General features: G+C 36.6%; 1 protein-coding gene. It reads left to right on the plus strand.

The features are described from left to right. The first annotated feature begins 186 nt into the window (after nucleotides 1-186). Complete coding sequence (locus IGI96_RS19750) at nucleotides 187-645, plus strand: hypothetical protein (RefSeq protein WP_438785718.1); 459 nt, start codon at nucleotides 187-189, stop codon at nucleotides 643-645. The last annotated feature ends 43 nt before the right edge of the window (nucleotides 646-688 follow it).

The following is a 688-nucleotide window of genomic DNA, read 5'->3' on the forward strand; positions in this document are numbered from 1 at the left end:
ATGTTGCGAGAAGTGTTAACGCAACTTGCTTATGATGAGTTCCAGTTGGATAGTGAAATCCGGTATCGACAATTCATAGAAAAGCAAAAACAATTCATGGAATGGTTAGCTATAACTGTCGTTGAAAAATCCTATTCGGAAATAGAAAAAGATCCGTTCACAGAATAAAGATAGGAGAGCAGAGGTATGGAACAAGAAAATTTAGAACAAGAAAACCTGACTAGTGATCCAAGTAAGGACAAACTAGAGGAAGAAAAATGGAGAAAGAAAAACTATTGGGTAAAAGAATCCACGATCGAACGAATTAAGCATTGGAAAAGGATTCGAAAAGATAAGCTTGAAGGGGATACTTTAGAAGCATTGTTGGATTTTTATGAGAAGAATCAGTCGGCAGAACAAAAAATATTTGAAGAGTTAATGGCTCTTTACAAGCAGCAATTGGCTATTTTACGTGAAACGGAAATGAATAGTAAAGTAAATCAACAATTACTCAACACCATGATCTGGTTTCATGAAATTGAGAGCTTCCAGCCAACTGATTCTGTGCCACTTATTGAAGCGAAAAAGTATCTACAAGAATTACAAGAAAGTCAAATCAAAACAGCGCACCACCGGAAAAAATATAGTCAGGTTGGTGATGAGTAATGGCTCGCCAAACAGCTGGCATCATTTATTCAGCTGCATTCGT

The sequence above is a fragment of the Enterococcus sp. DIV0421 genome, from assembly GCF_051713745.1.
Taxonomy (GTDB): Bacteria; Bacillota; Bacilli; order Lactobacillales; family Enterococcaceae; genus Enterococcus_D; species Enterococcus_D casseliflavus.